Annotated in this window: 26 protein-coding genes and 1 pseudogene; 15 read left to right on the top strand and 12 right to left on the bottom strand. The window is 74.3% G+C overall.

Annotation, left to right across the window (positions count from 1 at the left end):
• Positions 1 to 2 precede the first annotated feature (2 nt).
• The 3 genes and pseudogenes from ACGFI2_RS24960 to ACGFI2_RS24950 form a co-directional block, all read right to left on the bottom strand.
• Positions 3 to 731 carry an ABC transporter permease gene (locus ACGFI2_RS24960; protein ID WP_393521234.1) on the bottom strand — a complete coding sequence of 243 codons (729 nt, stop codon included), beginning with the start codon at positions 729 to 731 and terminating at the stop codon, positions 3 to 5.
• A gap of 1 nt (position 732) precedes the next feature.
• Positions 733 to 1,626 (bottom strand): ABC transporter ATP-binding protein, encoded by an 894-nt coding sequence (locus ACGFI2_RS24955; protein ID WP_393521232.1) that lies wholly within the window; start codon positions 1,624 to 1,626, stop codon positions 733 to 735.
• A gap of 136 nt (positions 1,627 to 1,762) precedes the next feature.
• Positions 1,763 to 1,966, bottom strand: a pseudogene (locus ACGFI2_RS24950) (sigma-70 family RNA polymerase sigma factor); the annotation flags it as partial.
• Between the two features lie 110 nt (positions 1,967 to 2,076).
• On the opposite strand from ACGFI2_RS24950, the gene ACGFI2_RS24945 reads away from it, so the two are divergent.
• The 3 genes from ACGFI2_RS24945 to ACGFI2_RS24935 are packed head-to-tail and all read left to right on the top strand — an operon-like array spanning position 2,077 to position 4,061.
• Complete coding sequence (locus ACGFI2_RS24945) at positions 2,077 to 2,637, top strand: dihydrofolate reductase family protein (RefSeq protein ID WP_393521230.1); 561 nt, start codon at positions 2,077 to 2,079, stop codon at positions 2,635 to 2,637.
• Between the two features lie 39 nt (positions 2,638 to 2,676).
• Positions 2,677 to 2,913 (top strand): hypothetical protein, encoded by a 237-nt coding sequence (locus tag ACGFI2_RS24940; protein WP_393521228.1) that lies wholly within the window; start codon positions 2,677 to 2,679, stop codon positions 2,911 to 2,913.
• A gap of 56 nt (positions 2,914 to 2,969) precedes the next feature.
• Positions 2,970 to 4,061 carry a winged helix DNA-binding domain-containing protein gene (locus ACGFI2_RS24935; RefSeq protein ID WP_393521226.1) on the top strand — a complete coding sequence of 364 codons (1,092 nt, stop codon included), beginning with the start codon at positions 2,970 to 2,972 and terminating at the stop codon, positions 4,059 to 4,061.
• 22 nt (positions 4,062 to 4,083) lie between these two features.
• On the opposite strand, the gene ACGFI2_RS24930 is transcribed toward ACGFI2_RS24935, so the two are convergent.
• Together ACGFI2_RS24930 and ACGFI2_RS24925 are read right to left on the bottom strand one after the other, a co-directional pair.
• On the bottom strand, positions 4,084 to 4,749 hold the full coding sequence (locus ACGFI2_RS24930; protein ID WP_393521224.1) for a hypothetical protein: 666 nt from the start codon (positions 4,747 to 4,749) through the stop codon (positions 4,084 to 4,086).
• Positions 4,750 to 4,767: 18 nt separating this feature from the next.
• Positions 4,768 to 5,406, bottom strand: a complete 639-nt coding sequence (locus ACGFI2_RS24925; protein WP_393521222.1) for a methyltransferase domain-containing protein — start codon at positions 5,404 to 5,406, stop codon at positions 4,768 to 4,770.
• Between the two features lie 79 nt (positions 5,407 to 5,485).
• Between ACGFI2_RS24925 and ACGFI2_RS24920 the strand changes: the two genes are divergently transcribed.
• Positions 5,486 to 6,391, top strand: a complete 906-nt coding sequence (locus tag ACGFI2_RS24920) for an aminoglycoside phosphotransferase family protein (protein WP_393521220.1) — start codon at positions 5,486 to 5,488, stop codon at positions 6,389 to 6,391.
• Here the strand turns inward: ACGFI2_RS24920 and ACGFI2_RS24915 are convergent.
• On the bottom strand, positions 6,366 to 7,316 hold the full coding sequence (locus ACGFI2_RS24915; protein WP_393521218.1) for a LysR family transcriptional regulator: 951 nt from the start codon (positions 7,314 to 7,316) through the stop codon (positions 6,366 to 6,368). The genes ACGFI2_RS24920 and ACGFI2_RS24915 overlap by 26 nt on opposite strands.
• A gap of 91 nt (positions 7,317 to 7,407) precedes the next feature.
• Between ACGFI2_RS24915 and ACGFI2_RS24910 the strand changes: the two genes are divergently transcribed.
• The 3 genes from ACGFI2_RS24910 to ACGFI2_RS24900 all read left to right on the top strand — a co-directional run bounded on the left by ACGFI2_RS24910 (position 7,408) and on the right by ACGFI2_RS24900 (position 9,882).
• Entirely contained in the window at positions 7,408 to 8,676 is a 1,269-nt protein-coding gene (locus tag ACGFI2_RS24910; RefSeq protein ID WP_393521216.1) for an MFS transporter, read from the top strand.
• A 121-nt stretch (positions 8,677 to 8,797) separates the two neighbouring features.
• Positions 8,798 to 9,064, top strand: coding sequence for a hypothetical protein (locus ACGFI2_RS24905; protein ID WP_393521214.1), 267 nt, complete (start codon positions 8,798 to 8,800; stop codon positions 9,062 to 9,064).
• 47 nt (positions 9,065 to 9,111) lie between these two features.
• Positions 9,112 to 9,882, top strand: coding sequence for an alpha/beta fold hydrolase (locus ACGFI2_RS24900; protein ID WP_393521212.1), 771 nt, complete (start codon positions 9,112 to 9,114; stop codon positions 9,880 to 9,882).
• A gap of 4 nt (positions 9,883 to 9,886) precedes the next feature.
• Here ACGFI2_RS24900 and ACGFI2_RS24895 read toward each other — a convergent pair whose 3' ends face one another.
• The 3 genes from ACGFI2_RS24895 to ACGFI2_RS24885 form a co-directional block, all read right to left on the bottom strand.
• A complete protein-coding gene (locus ACGFI2_RS24895) occupies positions 9,887 to 10,492 on the bottom strand; it encodes a GNAT family N-acetyltransferase (protein WP_393521210.1) in 606 nt (201 codons plus the stop codon).
• Between the two features lie 62 nt (positions 10,493 to 10,554).
• A complete protein-coding gene (locus ACGFI2_RS24890) occupies positions 10,555 to 11,163 on the bottom strand; it encodes a class I SAM-dependent DNA methyltransferase (RefSeq protein ID WP_393521208.1) in 609 nt (202 codons plus the stop codon).
• A 19-nt stretch (positions 11,164 to 11,182) separates the two neighbouring features.
• Positions 11,183 to 11,572: an OsmC family protein gene (locus ACGFI2_RS24885; protein ID WP_393521206.1), complete on the bottom strand. Its 390-nt coding sequence runs from the start codon at positions 11,570 to 11,572 to the stop codon at positions 11,183 to 11,185.
• A 127-nt stretch (positions 11,573 to 11,699) separates the two neighbouring features.
• On the opposite strand from ACGFI2_RS24885, the gene ACGFI2_RS24880 reads away from it, so the two are divergent.
• The 3 genes from ACGFI2_RS24880 (at position 11,700) to ACGFI2_RS24870 (ending at position 12,741) form a co-directional block, all read left to right on the top strand.
• Positions 11,700 to 11,840 (top strand): hypothetical protein, encoded by a 141-nt coding sequence (locus tag ACGFI2_RS24880; protein WP_393521204.1) that lies wholly within the window; start codon positions 11,700 to 11,702, stop codon positions 11,838 to 11,840.
• A gap of 82 nt (positions 11,841 to 11,922) precedes the next feature.
• Positions 11,923 to 12,546, top strand: a complete 624-nt coding sequence (locus ACGFI2_RS24875; RefSeq protein ID WP_393521202.1) for a hypothetical protein — start codon at positions 11,923 to 11,925, stop codon at positions 12,544 to 12,546.
• A 12-nt stretch (positions 12,547 to 12,558) separates the two neighbouring features.
• Positions 12,559 to 12,741 (top strand): hypothetical protein, encoded by a 183-nt coding sequence (locus ACGFI2_RS24870; protein WP_393521200.1) that lies wholly within the window; start codon positions 12,559 to 12,561, stop codon positions 12,739 to 12,741.
• A gap of 10 nt (positions 12,742 to 12,751) precedes the next feature.
• Here ACGFI2_RS24870 and ACGFI2_RS24865 read toward each other — a convergent pair whose 3' ends face one another.
• Together ACGFI2_RS24865 and ACGFI2_RS24860 are read right to left on the bottom strand one after the other, a co-directional pair.
• A complete protein-coding gene (locus ACGFI2_RS24865; protein WP_393521198.1) occupies positions 12,752 to 13,396 on the bottom strand; it encodes an alpha/beta fold hydrolase in 645 nt (214 codons plus the stop codon).
• Between the two features lie 33 nt (positions 13,397 to 13,429).
• Positions 13,430 to 14,338, bottom strand: coding sequence for an aminoglycoside phosphotransferase family protein (locus ACGFI2_RS24860; protein WP_393521196.1), 909 nt, complete (start codon positions 14,336 to 14,338; stop codon positions 13,430 to 13,432).
• A 22-nt stretch (positions 14,339 to 14,360) separates the two neighbouring features.
• Here ACGFI2_RS24860 and ACGFI2_RS24855 point away from each other — a divergent pair, with 22 nt between their 5' ends.
• The 4 genes from ACGFI2_RS24855 (at position 14,361) to ACGFI2_RS24840 (ending at position 16,903) form a co-directional block, all read left to right on the top strand.
• Complete coding sequence (locus ACGFI2_RS24855; RefSeq protein ID WP_393521194.1) at positions 14,361 to 14,966, top strand: YdeI family protein; 606 nt, start codon at positions 14,361 to 14,363, stop codon at positions 14,964 to 14,966.
• An 82-nt stretch (positions 14,967 to 15,048) separates the two neighbouring features.
• Entirely contained in the window at positions 15,049 to 15,978 is a 930-nt protein-coding gene (locus ACGFI2_RS24850) for a GlxA family transcriptional regulator (RefSeq protein ID WP_393521193.1), read from the top strand.
• Between the two features lie 16 nt (positions 15,979 to 15,994).
• Positions 15,995 to 16,630, top strand: coding sequence for a DJ-1/PfpI family protein (locus ACGFI2_RS24845; RefSeq protein WP_393521191.1), 636 nt, complete (start codon positions 15,995 to 15,997; stop codon positions 16,628 to 16,630).
• A gap of 96 nt (positions 16,631 to 16,726) precedes the next feature.
• Positions 16,727 to 16,903, top strand: coding sequence for a hypothetical protein (locus ACGFI2_RS24840; RefSeq protein ID WP_393521189.1), 177 nt, complete (start codon positions 16,727 to 16,729; stop codon positions 16,901 to 16,903).
• Here ACGFI2_RS24840 and ACGFI2_RS24835 read toward each other — a convergent pair.
• Entirely contained in the window at positions 16,875 to 17,306 is a 432-nt protein-coding gene (locus ACGFI2_RS24835) for an SRPBCC family protein (RefSeq protein ID WP_393521187.1), read from the bottom strand. The two genes, ACGFI2_RS24840 and ACGFI2_RS24835, sit on opposite strands and share 29 nt — an antisense overlap.
• A 76-nt stretch (positions 17,307 to 17,382) precedes the next feature.
• Here ACGFI2_RS24835 and ACGFI2_RS24830 point away from each other — a divergent pair, with 76 nt between their 5' ends.
• Positions 17,383 to 17,946 (top strand): DUF4240 domain-containing protein, encoded by a 564-nt coding sequence (locus ACGFI2_RS24830; RefSeq protein WP_393521185.1) that lies wholly within the window; start codon positions 17,383 to 17,385, stop codon positions 17,944 to 17,946.
• The last annotated feature ends 13 nt before the right edge of the window (positions 17,947 to 17,959 follow it).

Raw genomic sequence — 17,959 nt, 5'->3', positions numbered from 1 at the left:
GGTCAGCGGCGGACGGTCGAGCGACGGTACGCGCCGGCTGCCAGCACCGCGAACACGCCGGTCCAGGCGAGCAGCAACGCCAGCCCGGCCGGGGCGGGCGCCCGCCCGTCGACCGCGCGCCACCCCAGTTCGGCGAACCGGAAGGTGGGCAGCACGTGCGCGAGGTGCCGCAGCGCGTCGGGGAAGTACGCCACCGGCACGAGCAGGCCACCGAGCACGGACAGGGCGAGGAAGGCGAGGAAGACGGCCGGCTGGGCGAGGTGCGGCGCCAGCGCGTACCCGATGGCGAGCCCGAGCAGCGCGAACGGCGCCGTGCCGAGCCACAGCGTCACCACCAGCGCGACCCACCGCCCGGCGGGGAGCGCGACGTGGTGCTGGAGCACGCCGGTGAGGCCGACCGCGACGACCGCCGGGACGCCGCTGAGCATGCTGGTCACGGCCTTCGCGACCACCACCCGCCACGGCGGCAGCGGGGTGACGCGGAGCTGGTGCAACCAGCCCGACGCGCGTTCCTGCGCGACCGAGCCGGCCACCGTGAGCGCGCCTGCCACCGCGCCGTAGCCGGCCAGGCCGACCATGAGCGCGGTGGCGGCGTCGAGGCCCTCCAGCCGGTCGTCGCCGGCCAGCGGCGAGAAGATCAGGTAGGTGACGACCGGCCCGAGGACGGTGAACATGGTCAGCCGCGGGTCCCGGACCAACCGCCGCAGCTCGAACCGCAGATAGGCGCGCATGTCAGTGCTCCTTCGGAGTCGAGGTGAGCGCACGGAAGGCGGCCTCCAGCCCGGGGGCGGCGACCTCCAGACCCCGGAAGCCGCGGCCCGCCGCCAGCGCCAGCACCGTCGCGTCGGCGTCCTCGGTGGTGAGCACCACGCGGTCCCCGCGCACCCGCACCGACCGTACGGCGGGCAGCAACTCCAGACCGTCGACCGCCCCGCCGGCCAGGTCGAACGCGACCGTGCGGGCACCGGCGAGCGCGCGGACCTGCGCGGGCGTGCCGTCGGCCACCACCCGCCCGGCGGCGAGCACCACGACCCGGTCGGCGTACTCGTCGGCCTCGTGCAGCTGGTGGGTGCTGAACAGCACGGTGTGGCCGTCGTCGGCGTAGCGCCGGATCGCCGTCCAGAACGCCAACCGGGCCTCGACGTCCAGGGCGGCGGTCGGCTCGTCGAGGACCAGCAGGTCCGGCTGGCTGGCCAACGCGAACGCGAACCGGGCACGTTGCGCCTCGCCGCCGGAGAGCCGGTCGACGCGGCGCGTGGCCAGGTCGGTGAGCCCGGCCAGGCGCAGGATCCGGTCGGTGTCCAGCGGGTGGGGATAGAGCGCCCGGGCCAGCTCGAGCAGGTCCGTGACCGTGGCACCGGGGACGAACCCGGCGCCCTGGAGCATCGCGCCGACCCGGCCGGCCCGGACCGCCTCGGCGGGCGTCCCGCCGAACAGCGACACCGTACCGGCGTCGGCCGGCGCGAGCCCCAACAGGATCGAGATGGTGGTGGTCTTGCCGGCGCCGTTCGGTCCGAGCAGGGCCACCGTGCTCCCCCGCGCGATGGTCAGGTCGATCCCGTCGACCGCCCGGACCGGGCCGTAGTGCCGGGTCAGCCCGGCCAGTCGTACCGCGTCGTCGTCCATGCCCCGACGGTAGGGAGACGGGGGCGGCTCCGGCAGGGTCGGCGATACCCGGTCGGCCGGTACAAATGTCACCCGACGGCGTGGGGCTCCAGCGTGTGCGGCAGGCCGAACAGGTCGAACACCGCCGGGTCGGCGCGGTGAGGCAGGCGTTGGTGGCGATCCGGTGCAGCCAGGTGCGCACCGACGCCCGCCGCGGGTCGTACCGGTCGGCGGCCCGCCACGCCCGCACCAGCGTCTCCTGCACCACGTCCTCGGCCTCCTCGACGGAGCCGAGCATCCGGTAGCAGTGCGCCAGCAGGTCACCGCGGTACGCCTCGTGCTGCGTCGTGTTCCCCGCCACCCGCGCGAGCCTACGCGGAACTCCCCTGCCCGATGAGTTCTGCGTGGCGCACCGGTATGTGCGGGGTGAGGGCGGCCCGACCGGAGCCGCCACGACCGCAGGGAGCTTCGATGGGCGACATCATCGTCATTCAGTTCGTCACGCTGGACGGAGTGGTCTCCGACCCCGACGGGCGCGGCGGCACCGACCACGGCGGCTGGGCCTTCCGGTACGGCCCGGGCGCGGTCAGCGGTGACAAGTTCCGCCTCGGGGAGCGGATGGAGCGGGGCGTCCAGCTCTACGGCCGGCGGACGTGGGAGCACTTCGCCCGGCTGTGGCCGGCCCGCGCCGGCGACTACCCCCGGCTGATGAACGCCGTGCCGAAGCGGGTGGCGACCCGCACCGGCATCGACGCGGACGCCTGGTCGAACTCGGCGGCGATCGACGGCGACCCGGTGGCCTGGGCCGGCGAGGAGCGGGCCCGGCGCGACGTGGTCGTGATCGGCAGCCTGAGCCTGGTGCACGCGCTGGCCCGGGCCGATGTGGTCGACGAGTACCGGCTGATCACCTTTCCGACGGTCCTCGGGCGGGGCGAGCGGCTGTTCGCCGCCGGCACGCCCGCCGACTTCCGGTTCACCCGGGCCGAACCGGTGGACGCGGCGACACTGACGGTGCTGCGCAGCGCCCGGTGAGCGGTTTGCCGTCGCGACGCCACGGGTAGACGAGCGTCCATGGTGGATTCACGGGGCAAGGCGGTCGGGCGTTACCTTTTGCGGCTCGTCGGCGGGGTGTCGGTGATCTGCGGGCTGCTCATGGCGTTCGGCAGTCTCGCCGACGGCAACCTCGTCGGGATCGTCCTCAGCGCGGTGCTGATCGGCGGCGGGGTGTTCGCGCTCAAGCGTTCGGGCAGCCCTCGCCGAGCGGAGGGCTCGACCTCCGCGCCGATCGCGGGGCAGCAGGCACGCTGACCCGACACCGGCCGCGTCCCGCGGCCGGTGTCGGTGCCTGCGCCTAGGCTGTGGCGATGGTCGACCGACGGCAGGTGATGGGCTTCCGCGTCCGGGCCCAGCAGCTCGACCGCGCCGGGGGCACGGTGGCCGAAACCGCCGTGCTCGACCTCGGCGCGCAGCACACCGGCCCCGACGGCGGTCGGTGGGCGCTGGCTCTGCGCGGGGTCGACGCGTCGGCGTCCGCCGGCGACGACCTGGTCCTGCTCTGGACCGTGCGCGGCGCTCCCCACCTCTACCGTCGCGCCGACGTCGGGCGGGTGGCGGCCGCGGTCGAGCCGTTCTCGGACGCCGACGCGGCCAAGCGCATCTACGACGCGGCCAAACCCTTGAAGGCGGCCGGGATCGGCATCCTCGCCGCCCTCGACGAGGTGGCCGCGCGGATGCGGACGATCGTCACCGAGCCGACGGTCAAGGGCGACGTCTCGGGCCGCCTCGCCGACGCGCTGCCCGAGCCCTATCTGCGGTTCTGCCGGCCGTGCGGCGTCACCCACCTCTACGAGATGCCGTTCCGCCTGGCTGCCGTGCGGGCGGGCCTGGAGCTGACGCCCGACACCTCACCGCCGGTGCTGCGCCGCATCCCGGCCTTCCGCCGGGCGGCGTCCCCCGGGGAGCGGCTCGATCTTGTCCGCGCCTACCTCCGGCTGCTCGGCCCGGCCACGCCGAAACTCGTGGCCGACTACCTCGACGCCCCGGTCAAGGACGTGAGGGCGCGCTGGCCGCAGGACGCGGTGGAGGTGACGGTCGACGGCGAGACGCGCTGGCTCCTGGCCGCCGACGAGGCGGCGCTGGCGTCGGCCGGGAGCACGCCGACCCGCCTGCTCGGCCCGTTCGACCTCTTTCTCCAGGCGAAGGACCGGGCGACGCTGGCGCCCGACCCGGCCCGGGCCAGGGAGCTGTGGCCGGTGCTGGGTCGACCGGGCGCGGTGCTGGCCGACGGCGACCTGGTCGGCACCTGGCGTCCCCGCAAGTCCGGCACGAAGCTGACCGTCACCGTGCAGCCGTGGCAGAAGCTCACCGCCGCTCACCGCCGGGCCGTGGTCGAGCAGGCCGAACGCCTCGCCGCGCACCGCTCCGCCACCCTCGCCGGTGTCGAGTTCGCCGACTGACGGAAGCAGGGCCGGCTCGAGGTCAGGCGAGGCAGTCGATCGTCGCGGGCACCAGGCCGTGGCCGCGCACGACGCCGGTGAGCCGGCGCAGCAGCGGGCGCAGCGCCTCCCGGTCGGCCGGCTCGGCCGTCACGTCCAGGCACCACGCCACCCCGCCGCCGACGCGACGCAGGTCCCAGCGCAACGTTGTCCCGTCGACGCGCAGCCGACCGGTGCCGACGACACCCGGGTCCGCCATCCCGTCGAGGCGCAGCGCCGCCCGCAACGCGGTCAGCCGATCGGCGTCGAGCCCGCCGGCGAACAGCACCCGGTGCACGGCCGGTCCGAGGCCGAGCCGCAGCGGCGCCGTGGCCGCCAACGGCACGTCGTCGCGGAAGCGCCCGCGCAGCGTCTCCTCGTCCGGCAGCGCCCCGCCGCCCAGCCGGCGGTAGGTCGCCGCCGCGTCGGCGCGGGTCACGGCGCGCACCCGGGCCCGCACGTCCGGGTCCGCGCGGACCGCGCGGGCGAAGGCCGCCGAACTCCACCAGCCGTCCGCCGGCGTCCAACCGGCGGTACGCAGGCGGGTCGCCGACAGGTCGTCGGCCAGCTCGAACTCCTCGACCAGCAGCCCGCACGGCGAGGCCGGGCCGAGCAGGTAGTAGTCGAGCGTGGACGTCACGGCGGCCGGCGGCACCGAAGCCTCGATCACCCCGGCACGGTATCGCGCTCAGCGGTGGGCGAAGACGAATCCGCCCTCGACACCCGGGGCCGGGTGGTGCGCCATCTCGGCCGCCACGGTGAACCCGGCCGCCGTCAGCCAGCCCGCGACCCGCTCGGGCGGACGCCGGTGCACGTGGACGCGCATCGGGTGACCGCCGTACCCCTCGGTCTTGAGCCGGCTGCCGTCGCCGGCGTGGAACCCGAGCAGCACGACGCCGCCCGGCCGCAGCACGCGGTGGAACTCGGCGAGGACCACGGGCACCTCGTCGTCCGGGACGTGGATGAGCGAGAACCAGGCGAGCAGCCCGGTGAGGCACTCGTCGGCGAGGTCGAGGCGGGTCATGCTGCCCACCTCGAACCGCAGGCCGGGGTGGTCGCGTCGGGCCACCTCGATCATCGCCGGGGACAGGTCGACGCCGAACGCGTCCAGGCCGAGCCCGTGCAGGTACCCGGTGATCCGCCCCGGCCCGCAGCCGACGTCGGCGACCGGGCCGCTCCCCCGGGCCCGCACCAGTTCGGTGAAGAGCGCGAGTATGCCGCGCTGGAACGGTTCGGCGGCGAGCGCGTCGCGCAGCAGGTCGGCGTAGCTGACCGCCACCGTGTCGTAGGAGGTCCGCGTGTCGTCGAGCCAGCCGGAGTCGTCCACCGTCGGCACCCTAGCCGTCGGTCGCGGCGAGCCGGCAATCCGGTTGCGGGCCACCGGCCCGACGGCGAGGCTGCCGGGCATGCCGATGCACGAGGGAGAGCTGACCGTCTCGCCGGAGACGGTGCGGGAGCTGGTGGACGCGCAGTTCCCCGAGTGGCGGAAGCTGCCGGTCCGCCCGGTGGCCGCGCAAGGCACCGTCAACGCCATCTTCCGGCTGGGCGACCGGCTGACCGCGCGGTTCCCGCGGCAGCCGCAGGAGCCCGAGACGGCGCGACGGTGGCTGCGACGCGAGGCGGACGCGGCTCGTGAGCTGCGGGGGCGTACCCGGTTCCCCACCCCCGAGCCGGTCGCGGTCGGCGGACCCGGCGCCGGCTATCCCCTGCCCTGGTCGGTCCAGACCTGGCTGCCCGGGGTGGTGGCGACCGACCGGGACCCGGGCGGCTCGTACGCGTTCGCCGACGACCTGGCCGAGTTCGTCACCGGCGTGCGGGCCATCGACACCCGGGGGCGCACGTTCGCCGGCCGGGGTCGAGGCGGTGACCTGCGGACGCACGACGACTGGGTGGAGACCTGCCTGCGGCACAGCGGGTCGCTGCTGGACGTGCCGTCGCTGCGCCGGTTCTGGGCGGCGATGCGGGAGCTGCCCAGGGGCGCCACGCCGGACCTGATGAACCACACCGACCTGATACCGGGCAACGTCCTGGTTCGGGAGGGACGGCTGGCCGGGGTGCTCGACGTGGGCGGCCTGGGGCCGGCCGACCCGTCGCTCGACCTGGTCGGCGGCTGGCACCTGCTGGACGCCGGTCCGCGCGAGGCGCTGCGGCGGCGCCTCGGCTGCGACGACCTGGAGTGGGAACGCGGCCGGGCGTGGGCGTTCCAGCAGGCGCTGGGCCTGGTCTGGTACTACCGGGAGTCGAATCCGCCGATGAGCCGGATGGGCCGGCGCACCCTGGCGCGTGTCACCGCCGCGCCGCCGCCGGCCTGAACCGCGGCCAGGACGGCCGCCAGACCGGCTCGGGAAGCGGCGGCAGGCCCGCGAAATGGTCGATGATCGGCCGGAGCGCCGGGTGCGGGTCCGCCGCCGGCAGCATCAGCGAGATGGGGTACGCGAGCGTCGGGTCGACGATCGGGATGCGCCGCAGGTCGTGCCCGGCCGGCCAGAGGTAGCGGTCGCGGGCGCCGACGAGGGTGGCCAGGTCGGCGGCGCCGGCCAGCGCGTCGAGGAGGACCTCGGTGCCGAAGTTCGGGCCGGTGGCGTCGATGCGCAGGTCGAACGCGGTGGCGAGCTGGTCGTAGAACTCCGACCATTCGCTGCCGGCCACGATGCCCGGCACCCAGATGCGGTGCCCGCGCAGCTCGGCCGGGGTCAGCGTGCGGGCGGCGGCGAGCGGGTGCCGGGGGCCGACGAGGAGTTCCAGCGGCGAGTCGAACGCGTGGACCATCCGCACGTCGGGCGGCAGGGTGGCCGGGTCGGTGACGGTGCGGAACGCGGCGTCCAGGTCGCCGGCCCGGACGGCGCCGGCCACCAGGTGCGGGTCGTCCACCCGCAGCGTCACCACGTCGAGGTCGACGCCGGGGCGTGCCCGCCAGTAGTCGTGCAGCAGGACGGCCTGCGCGCTGCGCAGGCCGAGCACGTCGACGCGCGGGGACCGGGAGCCCGGCCGGACCGCGACGACGGCCCGGTCGGCGTGCGCGACGACGCCGCGGGCGTGCGGGAGGAACGCCTGGCCGTCGAGCGTCAGGTCGACCCCCCGGGCGGTACGGGTGAACAGGCGCACGGCCAGTTCACGCTCCAGGGCGGCGACCCGCTTCGAGACGGCCTGCTGGGTGACGCCCAGCTCGTCGGCCGCGTGTCGGAGCTGACCCAGCTCGGCCGCCCGGACGAACGATCGCACTGCCTCGGTGTCCACCGGCTCACCCTAGGGCCGCCCAACCGACGGTTGTGGCTCGCCGGTGGGCGGTTGTTTGCTCCCGCGCGCGGGTGGTCGATCTGATGCGGGGGTGCGGGAGAAACTGGGGGCCGGCTTCGGCTGGCTGTGGTCGGCCTACGCGGTCAGCACCTACGGCACGTGGCTCGCCTTCGGCGCTTTTCCGCTGCTCGCGGTGCGGGTGCTGCACTCGTCGGCGTTCGCGGTGTCGCTGCTGGAGGCGGCCGGGCTCGCCGTGGCGGCGGTCGTCGCGATCCCGCTCGGGCCGTGGGTCGAGCACCGACCGAAACGACCGGTGATGATCGCGACGGATCTGGTCCGGTTCGCCGCGACGGCGAGCGTGCCGGTCACGTACGGCCTGGGGGTGCTCTCCTACGGCCAACTCCTGGTCGTCGCGGTGGTGTCCGGTAGCGCGGGCATCGCGTTCACCGCGGCGTCCGGCGCGTACCTGAAGCATCTGGTCCCCGGCGACCGGCTGCTGGTCGCGACCGGACGGTTCGAGGGCACGGCCTGGGTGGCGACGGCGGCCGGCCCGCCGCTCGGCGGCGCGCTGGTCGGGCTGCTCGGCCCGGTCGTCACCGTCGCGGCCGACGCGGTGAGCTACCTGCTCTCCGCGTCGGCGGTGCGCCGTGTCCGCGGCGGCGACGTGACGACGCCCCGGGCCGGCGGGATGCGTGCCGCCGACCTGCTCGCCGGTTGGCGGTTCATCCACCACGACCCGGTGCTGTGGCGCCTGTTCCTCAACTCGGTCCTGGTCAACGGCCTGATCACGGCCACCGTGCCGCTGCTGGCCGTCCTGCTGCTGGGCGACTACGGCTTCCCGGCCTGGCAGTACGGGCTCGCGTTCGGCCTGCCGGCGCTGGGCGGGTTCGCCGGGGCCCGCCTCTGTCCGCGCCTGGTCCGGCGGCACGGCCCGCACCGGGTCGTGACCGTGTCCGGTTGGCTGCGCGCGGTGTTCCCGCTCGGTCTCGCGTTCCTCCGTCCGGGCGTCACCGGGCTGGTCATCGTGATCGTGGTGGAGGCCCTGTTGATCGTGTGCATGGGCGTGTTCAACCCGATCTTCGCCACCGAACGCCTGCGGCGGACTCCCCCGGACCGGGCCGCCCGGGTGCTCAGCGCGTGGAGCGTCAGCAGCCGGCTCGCCCAGGCCGCGCTGACGGTGCTGTGGGGCGTCCTCGCCACCCTGGTCGGCCCGCTGGCCGCGATCACCGTCTCCGGTGTGCTCCTGCTCGCCACCCCGCTCCTGCTGCCCGGCGCGGCGCTGCGGCGATCGGCGGGTGCCGGCTCGCCGCCGTCGACCGGCTTTCGCCCGGCCGCACGATCCGGCAGGATCGGTTCGTGAACCTGGCGGTCCACCGACTCCGGGACGTCCCCCACCGGGCCGGGCGGCGTGCCGGCGCCCGGGTGCCGGGCGCGTCGCCGGCACGCGACGTCCGCTCCGTCGGCGCGCCGGGAGGTGCGCCGTGATCCCGACGCTGATCCTGTTCGGCCTGCTGGTCGGGCGCTGGTGGCGAGCGTCGCTCGGCGCCGCCGCGGTCGGCTGGCCGGCCCTGCTGGTCGTCGCCGACGTGATGGAGGTCGGCCCGGGTCTGCTCGGCGCTTCCCTGCTCGCCGTCGCCAACACCGGGGCCGGGGTGCTGATCCATCAGGGCATCAGGATCATGATCCGCCGGTTCCGACGATCCGCCGGCCACCCCGGCCGGAAGCCCTCGGGAGGACCTCATCGGTAGCGAGGCTGATCGGACTGGGGCTCGCCGGCGCCGGCGTGGGGATGCTGGTGGCCGGACGGCAGGTCAGACGGTGGGCGGGCCGGCCGCCCGGTGACGGTGAGCAGCGGAGCCGCCGCTCGCCCGTGGGTACGCCGGGCGGGTTCGACGACTTCACCGACGAGCGGATCGACGTCGGGGAGGTGGAGCCGCGGGTCCGGCACGCCGGGCACGGCCCTGCCGTCCTCCTCGTCCACGGCCACCCGCGCACCGGGGCGACCTGGCACCAGGTCGGCCCGCGACTGGTGCATCGCGGGTTCACCGTCGTCTGCCCCGACATGCGGGGCTACGGTCAGTCCGGCAAGGCGGACCTCCGCCCGGACCACTCCCAGCAGTCCAAGCGGGCGGTGGCGGCGGACCTGGCGCGGTTGATGGCCACGCTGGGCCACGAGCGGTTCGCCGTGGTCGGGCACGACCGCGGTGCGTACGTGGCGTTGCGCCTGGCCCTCGACCACCCCGACGCGGTCGACCACCTGGTGGTCATCGGGCGTGCCGATCAGCGCGGCCCTCGCCAGGTGCGACGCCACGTTCGCCCGCGACTGGTACCACTGGTTCTTCTCCGCCCAGCCGGACATTCCGGAGCGGGTCATCAACGCCTACCCCGACGCCTGGTACGCCGCCACCGCGGCGGGGTCCGCGCCTCGCCCCTGCGACGGAGGATCCGGGTGACGCCGGCCGATCTGCTCCGGTGCGCCGACGGCACGCGGGACGACGATCCGTGGCCGCTGGTGCGGCAGCTGGTCGCCAGCGGCGACCCCGAGCTGCCGAGGACGAACCCGTGACACCTCAGCTGGCCTGCCACATCTCCCGGGTCATCTCGTACTCGACCTCGCCCTGGTCCGCGCCCGGCAGCGGCTCGTCCCACTCGGGGACGTACGTGCGCACGTAGCGCATGCCGACGGCCTCCATGACGCCGCGCGAACCGACGTTCACGGTCATGGTCTGCGCGATCACCAGGCGCTGCCCGACGGTGTCGAAGGCGTGCCGCAGCAGGCCGCGGGACGCCTCGCTGGCCAGGCCCTTGCGCCAGTGCCGACGGACGAGTCGGTAGCCCAGTTCCGCGACGGTCGGGTCGTCGGGCTGGTCGGGTCCGTGCGCCGGCGGCAGCATCATCAGCCCGACGAACTCGCCCTCGTCCTCGCTCGCGGGCGCGATCGAGTCACGCCCGCAGTCGTCGGACCCGAACGCCATCCAGAAGCCCAGGCCGTCGACCTTGGCGGCCTGGGCCATCCGCCGTGCGTGGTAGTCGACCACCTCGTCCCTGGTATGCGGCCGGCTGAACAGGTAGCGGAGCACCTCGGCGTCGGAGTCGAGCCGCACCTCCAGTTCGAGGTGCCGGTCGGCCAGCGGAACCATCAGCAGGCGGTCGGTGCGCAAGATCGGTTGGGGCATCCGGCCACGATCGCACGGTCCTGCCTGCCCGGCGATCGTTTTCCGCCGCCGGCCGGCGGGACTCAGCCGGCGGTCCTGACCGCGGCGACGGCGGCGTGCGGCCGGCGGTTGTCGTCGCCCGGTCGGTGCAGGCGCTCGACCTCGGTGAAACCGGCTCGCGCCAGCCGCGCGGAGAACTCGTCGACCGGCCAGCGGTAGGCGGTGGTGACCTTGTGGTCGAACGCGGCGACCTCGTCGCCGACGAAGATGCCGAACACGGCCGTCGCCCCGGGCGCCGTCACCCGGCGGAACTCGGCGAGCACGCCGTCGAGGTCGGGCGGCGGCAGGTGGATCACCGAGCCCCAGGCCAGGATGCCGGCGACGCGTCCGGTGGCGACGGCGAGGCCGCGCATCGACCCGAGCACGTAGCGACCGCCCGGGTGGGTGGCCCGCGCGTGGGCGATGAACTCGGCGACGATGTCGAAGCCCGTCGCGTCGGCGCCGCACGAGCGGAGGAAGTCCGTCAGGTGGCCCGGCCCGCAGCCCAGGTCGAGCACGGGTCCGGGCCGATCGGCCAGGTGCCGCCGGATGAACGCGAGGTCGTCGGCGTGGACCTGGCCGCTGGTGCCGAACAGCTCGATGTAGAGATCGGCCACGGACGCGTACGCCCGCCGGACCTGTTCTGTCGTCACCCCGCGACCCTATGGGGTGTCAGCGCCGCCGCACCGGGGCCCCGGCTCGCAGGGCGCGCGGGATCTCGGCCACCTCGTCGACCCGCTCCAGCAGCCGGTCCAGCTCGTCGGCGGGCGCGGGTGAGCGAAGCTCGACCTGGTAGGTGATGCCGGTGGACGCCCAGTTCTCCGGGTCGAAGCCGCCCGAGGCCGTCACCCGCACGCCGTCGATGCGGATGCCCAGTTCGCCGGCCTCCCGGTACACGTCGTTGAGCACGCAGCCCGCGACCGCGACGTGCAGGAGGTGGGCCCCGGTGAAGTCGGCGGTGACCGTCACGCCCTCCGGCGTCCAGTGGTGGGGAGACCGTACCGCGTCGGCCGCACTCGATCTGAGCGCGCCGGCACCGACCACCGCGGCGAACTGATCCATGGCCTACCTCGTCCCCTCGGGCCACACCGGACCGCGTCATTGTGTCGGCACCCAACCGATCTGGCCAGGGGTCCGGCCACCACCGACCGCGCGGCGGTCAGTGCGGAAACGCCCGGGGGACGCGGACGTGGCGCAGTTCCTCGCGGAACGCCGCGATGCGCCTGATGACCTGCCGCCGGCGATGAGGATGTTGCGGGCCGAGGCCAGCGCGGCGAACAACGGCGGAACGGCAAACGAGTACGCGGCGGGCTTCGTCACCGTCCCGTGATCAGCGATGCCGAGCGTCTCCACCGTCCCGGTCGGATCCCCACGGTCACCTTCCGAGCGCCCGCCTGGTCTAGCCTTGCGCGGTGGCCCTTTCCCCCGAGCAGTTCCACGACCATGCCCTGGCTGTCGCGGACGGCGAGCGTCGGCTGCCGCTGGCACGGATGACGGGATGGGACATCAGCCCGTTCGAGCAGGACGGGCTGCGCGTCGCGCCGCTGCGCCCGCCGGTGCTGCCCGAGCCGGCGCGGCACGGCGAGGATCCGGCGGACTGCGGGATGTGCCGCGAACGCGACGAGGGGATCTGGTTCAACGAGCGCTGGCGGTTGGCCCGGGTCCCGGGGGTGGGCGTGCCGCTCGTGCTGATGCTGTATCCGCGTGACCACCACGACATGGCGGATCTTCCCGATGAACTCGCCGCGGAGCTGGGACTGCTGACCACGCGCATCGTGCGCCACATGCAGGCGTTGGCGCACGTCTCGAGGGCCCACGTCTATCGCTTCGGTGACGGCGCCGCCCACCTGCACGTCTGGTTCTTCGCCCGGCCGCAGGGCCAGGCGCAGCTCTACGGATCCTGGCTGGTCGTCTGGGACGACCTGCTGCCGGAATACCCTGCCGACATCGCCGACGCCGACGCCGACGCCGTGGCTGACGCACTGGTCACCTCCCACGGTGGTCGCCGGTCGGCCGGCGCCGACCCGGCTGCCTGATCGGCGCCGGGCGTGCAGGGGAAGAGAGGCACGCTGATCCTGCTGGTGACCGCCGTCGCCGTCGGTATCGCCAGTCTCGTGCTGTCCCTGCTCGATCCCTCCCGGATCGGCCCCTGGGCGATCGCGGTCGGCATGGCCTGCCTGGCAGGCGCGCAGGTCGGCCGGCTGCGGGAGTTGAGGAAGCGCGACCAGTGAACCCGCGGCCTCAGGGCCGCAGGTAGCCGGACAGCCGGTCGGCGAGCTGCTTCGGGTGACTGAGCGCCACCGAGTGACCGCCGTCGATCTCGTTCGGAGTGATGCCGAGCCGGTCGGCGGCCACCCGCCGCTGGAAGTCCACATCGAAGAGCTGGTCCTCGCGGGCGATAAGCACCTTCGTCGGCACGTCCGGCCAGGCGTCGAGGGGCCAAGGCTCGTCGCCCTCGGCGCTGACCTGCTCCCGCACGTGGGCCGCGGCCTCGGCCACCACCTCGGCCGGCACGCCGTTGTAGAACTGCTGCTCCTCGGTTAGCCCTTCGACACCCCGGTAGCCGGTGCGGTCCCACCAGTCGCCGGGCTTCTCCCCCGGTCGCGGAATCATCGGGGTGAGCAGGAGGAGCAGGCGGACCGGCAGCCGCTCGGCGATCAGCGGCGCGGTGAACGCGCCGTAGGACTGGCCGACCACCACGAGATCGCGCCGGTCGCCGACCGCGTCGACGACCGCCTGGCAGAACTCGGTGAGGCCGGCCGACCTGTCCTCGATCGGCAGCTCCGGCACCACCACGTCGTGGCCGAGGGCAACCAGCTCTGGAATCAGGAGATGCCAGTCCCAGGCGCTGCCCCCGCCGCCGTGGATCAGAACGAACGTCGCCATGCCCGGAAGCGTCACATCCGGGTACGACACTCGTCAGTGGATCGTGGCGGTCAGGCGTCGCAGCGCGGCGTCGGCGGGCGGCCCCCAGGTGACCTTGCCGCCCGGTCGACCGTGGACGCCGTTGTCGCCGATGAGGAGACCGCCGAGGGCACGCGCCGCCGCCCAGCCCCGGGCGCGGCGCGCGGTGGCGGCGTCCGGGGCCGGCCGGTAGGCCGCGTGGAAGTCGTCGAGGGCGCCCGCCGGCAGCAGCAGCCACCCGGCGGCCAGGTCGTACGCCGGATCGCCCACGCAGAGATCGCCGAAGTCGATCACACCGCAGATCGTGCCGTCGGCGACCAGGACGTTGGCCGGGTGCAGGTCGGCGTGCAGCCACAGCGCCGGGCCGGTCCACGGTGGCGCGGTGACCGCGTCGTGCCAGACGGCACGCACGGCGTCCGGGTCGTCGACCAGCCCTCGCTCGGTGGCCGAGGTCAGCGCCTCGGTGAACCCGTCCGTCTGCTCGGCCAGCGGCCCGCCACGGCTGTGGCTGGTGGGCGCGTCGCCGGGGGCCGGCCGGTGCAGGGCGGACAGGAAGCCGGCCAGCGAGGTGGCCGCGTCGGCGGCTCGGGAGACCGGTGCGCGGTCCGCGGGCGTACCCGGGATCCAGGTGGTGACGAGCCAGGGGTACGGGAACCGCTCGGACGGCTCGCCGAGCCGTTGCGGGACGGGTACCGGCAGCGGCAGGCGTGGGGCGAGCCGGGGCACCCAACGGTGCTCCTTGCGCAGCAGCAGCGCGCCGGCGGATCCGGTCGCCCAGGGCAGCCGGACGGCCAGGTCGTCGCCGAGCCGCCACATCTGGTTGTCCCATCCGCGCGCGCCCAGCCGGACCGGGCGGTCGGCGAGGTCGGGATGCTGGTCGCGGAGCAGATCCCCGACCAGCTCCGCGGTGATCTCGGGTGTCATACCGACCGGTTAGCCTTCCGTCATGCCGAGCGCCGAGCTGGACGAGTTGGTCGTCAGGGACGCCGACGAGCTGCGTACCTGGTTGTCGGCCCACCATGCCACCTCACCCGGCGTGTGGTTGGCCCTGACCCGCAAGGGCGGCACCGTGACGACGCTGACCTGGCAACAGGCGGTCGACGAGGCGCTGTGCTTCGGCTGGATCGACGGGCAGGCCCGCCGGCGGGACGCGGAAACCTCCTGGATCCGGTTCACCCCGCGCCGTGCCCGCAGTTCCTGGTCGCAGCGCAACGTCGCCCACGTGGCCCGGCTGGAGGAGCAGGGGCGGATGCAGCCGGCCGGCCGCGCCGCGGTGGAGGCCGCGAAGGCGGACGGGCGCTGGGCGGCGGCCTACGCCCCGCCGTCGGAGACCGAGGTGCCGGCCGACCTGCTCGCCGCCATCGCCGCCGAGCCCGCCGCCCAGGCCATGTTCGACGTGCTCACCAAGACCAACCGGTTCTCACTGGTGCACCGCCTCAACGCGGTGAAGCGGGCGGAGACCCGCGAGCGGAAGATCGGCGAGTTCGTCGCCATGCTGGCCCGCCACGAGACGATCCACCCGCAGAAGGCCAAGCCGCCGGACGCGCCGTGATCGGCACCGGCACGGGTCGGATGGCGGAAAAGGTGGGAACCACGACGTTGCTGCCATCGCCGGCGGGCCGCAGGCTGGTGGCATGTCCGGCCGCGACGTTCTGATCCTGCTGTTCCCGGGTGTGCAGAGCCTCGACGTGACCGGTCCGTTGGAGGTCTTCGCGGGCGCCGGCGCGGCCTACCGGGTGGCCACCGCCAGCCCCGGCGGCGCGGCGGTACGCACGTCGAGCGGGCTCACCCTGGTGCCCGACGGGGACCTACCGGCCGGGCCGGCGCCGGACACGGTGATCGTGCCGGGCGGAGAGGGCACCCGCGACACCGATCCGAGGATCGTGCGATGGCTGCGGGCGCACGCCGCGGAGGCGCGGCGGGTCGTCTCGGTGTGCAGCGGCGCGTTCGTCCTTGCCGAGGCCGGGCTGTTGGCCGGCCGCCGGGCCACCACCCACTGGCGGGTCTGCGGCACGTTGGCGCGGCGATATCCCGACGTCCAGGTCGATCCGGAGCCGATCTTCATACGGGACGGGCCGATCGCCACTTCGGCCGGCGTGACCGCCGGCATCGATCTCGCCCTCGCGCTGGTCGAGGAGGACCTCGGCCGCGACGTCGCGCTGACCATCGCCCGGCACCTGGTGATGTTCCTGCGCCGGCCGGCCAATCAGGCCCAGTTCAGCGCCCAGCTCTCCGCCCAGGTCGCGAGCCGGTCCGGGCTACGGGAGGCGCAGCGGTGGATCACCGACAATCCACACGCCGACCTCAGCATTCCGGCGTTGGCCCGCCGGGCCAGTCTGTCACCGCGGCAGTTCGCCCGGGCATTCACCGCCGAGGTCGGCGAGACGCCGGGCCGTTACGTCGACCGGGTACGCCTGGAAACCGCCCGCCGCCTCCTGGCGGAGAGCGACGACAGCATCGACCGGATCGCCGGCCGGTGCGGCTACGGGACGAGCGAGGCCATGCGCCGCGCCTTCGTCCGCGTGCTGGGCGTCCCGCCCACCGAGTACCGACGCCGCTTCTGATCCGGAGGAGTCCCACATGCAGATCGCGTTCCTGCTCTTCGACCGCTTCACCGCCCTGGACGTGGTCGGCCCCTACGACGTGCTCAGTCACCTGCCCGGTGCGCGGGTGACCTTCGTCGCCGAACGACCCGGCCCGGTGGGCAACGAGGTCGGCGGCCTGCTCCTGAACGCCGACTCGGCGCTCGGTGACGTGCCCCGCCCCGACGTGGTCGTCGTCCCGGGCGGCCCGGGACAGAACGCGCACATGCACGACGGCCCGGTCCGGCGCTGGCTGTGCGCCGTCGACGCGCACAGCACGTGGACCGCCTCGGTCTGCAGCGGTTCGCTGCTGCTCGCCGCCGCCGGTCTGCTGACCGGCCGTCGCGCCACCACGCACTGGCTGCTCCACGACGACCTGGCTCCGCTGGGCGCCGTTCCCACGCATGAGCGGGTCGTCTTCGACGGGAAGTACGTCACCGCCGCGGGGGTGTCCGCCGGGATCGACCTGGCCTTCGGCCTGGCCGGCCGCATCGCCGGCGACATGGTCGCCCAGAGCATCCAACTCGCCCACGAGTACCAGCCCGAGCCGCCGTACCAGGCCGGCAGCCCGGCCACCGCGCCCGAAGCCGTCGTGGCGGCGGTCCTCGCCCGCCGCCGGGCGATCGTCACGTGACGGGCCCCTTCCTCTGGGGCAGTGACCCGCGCGCGCCGTGACCGTCGCGGCGAAATCGGATGCCGCGGTGCGCCCTGCTCCGGCATCCTGCTCGGCATGGGCAGGCGACGCGTGTCGGACGAGCAGGCCGCGGTTCTGCGCGCCGCGCTCCTCGACGTGGCGAGGGCGGGCAGCTGGTATCCGGAGGGCGCCGCCGAGCTGGTCGACGTGGCGTTGCGGGCGGACCGGTTCGGGGAATACCTGCTCACCGTCGCCCCGGAACCGGGGCGGTGACCTCGTCGCTCTCCAGGGCCGCCTTCATCTCCACGATCCCCCGCTCGACCCGGGCCCGCACCGCGTCCGCCATCCCGTGCGGCAGCACATCGGTCAGCCAGACGAGTCGGCTGCGGTCGCCCTCGTCGAACACCTGGAACGCCGCGTGGTGGTAGGTCAACGGCAGGCGCTGACCCTCGACCACGCTGTAGGCCATTCGGCGGAGGCCGTCGTCGATGCCCAGGATGAGTTCGCGGACCTGCTGACCGTCCGGCATGGTCAGGGTCCGTATGTCGCCCTCGACCCGGGCGTCGGTGACCCGGCCGGGCAACAGCCGGCGGTGTACCGCGCCCACGTCGGCGACGGCCTCCCACACCCGCTGCGCGGGGACGTCGACGACAGCTTCGACACGGATCATCGCCATGATCGACACTTCCCAACGGGCAGGCAGGGCAGCAGCCTACCGCCGAGGGGCGGGCGTTGTGCGTACGATCTCGATCGTGAATCGTGAGACGTTCTGGGAGATCGTGGAGCGGTCGCGGGCCGAGGTGGGCGACACCCGTCACGCCTCGTCGGCCGCGACGGTCGCCCGTCACCTGGTCGCACAGCTGACCGCCCTGGGACCCTCGACGGCGGTCGAGTTCCAGCACGTCTACGACTCGCTGGACCAGGAGACATATCGCTGGGACCTGTGGGCCGCGGCGTATCTCATGCGGGGCGGTTGCTCCGACGACGGCTTCGACTACTTCCGCGGCTGGTTGATCGCCCAGGGACGGGCCGTGTGGGAGCAGGCGGTGGCCGACCCGGACTCGTTGGCGGGCGTCGGCGTCGACCCGGACGACGACTTGGTCGAGTGCGAGGAGATGGTGGCGGCAGCCGGTGACGCCCATGCCGCGTCGACCGGTGACGACGAGGCGTTCTGGGAAGCGCTGGAGCAGACCGAAGGTGACGACGAACCCACGGCGTCCGCCGACCCGGCCGGCGAGGACTTCGACTTCGACGACGACGAGCAGATGCGCGCCCGCCTTCCCCGGCTCGCCGCCATCTACCGCCCTGCGCAGTGAGGTCGCGGAGGCG

This window comes from Micromonospora sp. NPDC049282, assembly GCF_043197045.1.
Lineage (GTDB): Bacteria > Actinomycetota > Actinomycetes > Mycobacteriales > Micromonosporaceae > Micromonospora.
The sequence above is the reverse complement of the archived record's forward strand: the minus strand, read 5'-3'. Positions and strand labels throughout refer to the sequence as shown.